The organism is Microbacterium sp. B24, assembly GCF_000333415.1.
GTDB lineage: Bacteria > Actinomycetota > Actinomycetes > Actinomycetales > Microbacteriaceae > Microbacterium.
Window position 1 is genome coordinate 1 of sequence record NZ_BADB01000505.1, and the last position, 2,571, is coordinate 2,571.

Annotated in this window: 3 protein-coding genes and 1 pseudogene; all 4 read right to left on the minus strand. The window is 68.1% G+C overall.

The features are described 5' to 3' along the window. Positions 1-26: 26 nt before the first annotated feature. A pseudogene (gene recA, locus I5I_RS14810) lies at positions 27-935 on the minus strand (recombinase RecA); the annotation flags it as partial. A 266-nt stretch (positions 936-1,201) separates the two neighbouring features. After that, positions 1,202-1,426 (minus strand): DUF3046 domain-containing protein, encoded by a 225-nt coding sequence (locus I5I_RS14815; RefSeq protein ID WP_036287224.1) that lies wholly within the window; start codon positions 1,424-1,426, stop codon positions 1,202-1,204. Between the two features lies 1 nt (position 1,427). Continuing rightward, positions 1,428-1,748 carry a helix-turn-helix domain-containing protein gene (locus tag I5I_RS14820; protein ID WP_005048854.1) on the minus strand — a complete coding sequence of 107 codons (321 nt, stop codon included), beginning with the start codon at positions 1,746-1,748 and terminating at the stop codon, positions 1,428-1,430. A gap of 168 nt (positions 1,749-1,916) precedes the next feature. Continuing rightward, positions 1,917-2,489 carry a CinA family protein gene (locus I5I_RS14825; protein WP_036287237.1) on the minus strand — a complete coding sequence of 191 codons (573 nt, stop codon included), beginning with the start codon at positions 2,487-2,489 and terminating at the stop codon, positions 1,917-1,919. Positions 2,490-2,571 lie beyond the last annotated feature (82 nt).

Consider the following 2,571-nt stretch of genomic DNA (forward strand, 5'->3'; position numbering starts at 1 on the left):
AGCTCGGTCCCGGGGATCCTCTAGAGTCTGCCCTGACCGAGCTGCTCACCGTCGTAGGTGTACCAGGCGCCGGACTTCTTCACGAGGGCGTGCTCGACGCCGAAGTCGATGAGCGAGCCTTCGCGCGAGATGCCGGTGCCGTAGAGGATGTCGAACTCGGCCTGCTTGAACGGCGGCGCCATCTTGTTCTTGACCACCTTGACGCGCGTCCGGTTGCCGACCGCGTCGGTGCCGTCCTTCAACGTCTCGATGCGACGGATGTCGAGACGCACCGAGGCGTAGAACTTCAACGCCTTTCCGCCGGCGGTGGTCTCGGGTGAGCCGAAGAAGACGCCGATCTTCTCACGCAGCTGGTTGATGAAGATCATGGTCGTGTTGGTCTGATTGAGACCACCGGTCAGCTTGCGCAGCGCCTGAGACATGAGGCGAGCCTGCAGGCCGACGTGGGAGTCGCCCATCTCGCCTTCGATCTCGGCCTTGGGGACGAGCGCAGCGACGGAGTCGATGACGACCAGATCGATCGCTCCCGAACGAACCAGCATGTCGGCGATCTCCAGCGCCTGCTCCCCCGTGTCGGGCTGCGACACGAGCAGCTGATCGATGTCGACACCGAGCTTCTGCGCGTAGTCGGGGTCGAGCGCGTGTTCGGCGTCGATGAAGGCGGCGATGCCGCCGGCGCGCTGCACGTTGGCGATCGCGTGGAGCGTGAGCGTCGTCTTACCCGAGGATTCGGGACCGTAGATCTCGATGATGCGCCCGCGGGGAAGACCTCCCACGCCGAGAGCGACATCGAGGGCGATCGAACCGGTGGGGATGACTTCGACAGGGGCACGGTCGTCGCTGCCCAGTCGCATGACCGAGCCCTTTCCGAACTGCCGGTCGATCTGGGCGAGGGCCGACTCGAGGGCCTTCTCGCGGTCAGCGGGTGAGGGCATGACGTGCTCCTTGTGCTCTGCCGTGGACGGCGCTGCCGGCCTCGGGATTCCGTCGCCTGTAGGCTGTCACGCCCCCTCCCGGCGGGAAGGATGCTGCGACAAGGCGGAGGTGTCGTGATGACGGTGTCCACGCTAGAGACGGTCTCCGACATCGGTCGGCGACAGGCCTCGAATGTGGACAAACGTCCCGAGTCACCTCATGTGCAGGAGCCTACGCCCATCGAACAGAGTTTCGATCACGCGACACGCCGCGCGTCCGTCGCGGATCAGCGTCGGCGCGGCTCCATCAGTCCGACGCCGTGGCGCCGCGAAGCGGGGACGTCCGTCTCGTCGCACAGAGCAAGCCAGATCTCGCGCGGCTCGACGCCGTCGGCGAGGGCTTCGGCTGCGGTCCGGTGACCCACACCGGGCAGAGCGAGGTCGGCGACCAAGCTTGATGCGCGCGCGCCGAACTCGTCCGCGACGGCTCGCGTGAACTCGCTGCGCCGCACGTCAGCGCAGCGACAACTCGGGCTGGACGAGGCCGTCCTCGAGCCCGGCGAGATCGTCGGGAACGACGTCGGGGAAGACCTGCAGGCCCTCCAGCACCGACAGCCGGTCACCGACCTCGCGCATGATGGTCGAGATCGGAACGTCCAGCGCCTCGGCGACCGCCGCGAGGATCTCGCTCGAGGCCTCCTTCTGACCGCGCTCGACCTCACTGAGATATCCGAGGGCGACACTCGCGCGTCCGGCGACCTGGCGGAGGGTACGACCCTTCTGCAGGCGGAAGTCGCGAAGCACTTCGCCGATCTCCTGACGAACCAGGATCATGTTCGGGCCCCCTCCTCTACTCGAGATTCCCACCGGGTATCGGTGCCCGGGTGGACAACAGTACCCCACGTGCTGGCCACGATAGCCCTCTCGTGCTGGGTAATGAATGGGAATCGCTGTCATGTAACGGCGTCGACACGAGCGGTATTCCCCGCGTCATCTGAGGGCTCAGAGCGTGTCCAGCACCAGCCGGACGGCGCGCGCCGCCGTCTCGGTGCGGATGGCGGCGCGGTCGCCGTCGATCAGCACGGACTCGACCCGCGAGCCCAGCGGAGTGGCGACGGCGATATGCACCGTGCCGACGGGCTGGCCGTCCGGTGACAGCGGGCCCGCGATGCCGGTCGTCGCCACGCCCACGTCGGCGGGCACACCGTCACGTCCGAGCGCGCGGCGCACGCCCTCCGCCATCTGGCTGGCGACCCGGGGATGTACCGGCCCGTGCGCGTCGAGCAGATGCTGCTCGACGCCCAGAAGGCTCGCCTTCACGTCGGTCGCGTAGGCGACGATCCCGCCGCGGAAGACGCGCGAGGCTCCCGAGACCGAGACGATGGATGCGGCGAGCAGTCCCCCGGTCAACGATTCGGCCGCCGCAATGCTCCAGCCGAGGTCGGCGAGTCGGGCGACGAGGCGCTCCGGCTCGCTACTGCGACGACCCGCGGAGACCAGGGTGCTCTCGAGGTCGTCTCCCTCGGCATCCGGATGTTCGTCGTGCGCGCCCCCACGCCGGGACGAGGCGCTCATCGACGCGTGCCCGTCACGGTACCGCCGCGGGCGGCTCGGGCTCCACGGATCTCGGTGACCACGTAGTCCACGCCGCTCGCCA

What these genes read in the sequence shown, in the direction of transcription:
- I5I_RS14825 (WP_036287237.1), bottom strand. Translation starts at nt 2,489, where the DNA reads ATGAGCGCCTCGTCCCGGCGTGGGGGCGCGCACGACGAACATCCGGAT.
- I5I_RS14820 (WP_005048854.1), bottom strand. Translation starts at nt 1,748, where the DNA reads ATGATCCTGGTTCGTCAGGAGATCGGCGAAGTGCTTCGCGACTTCCGC.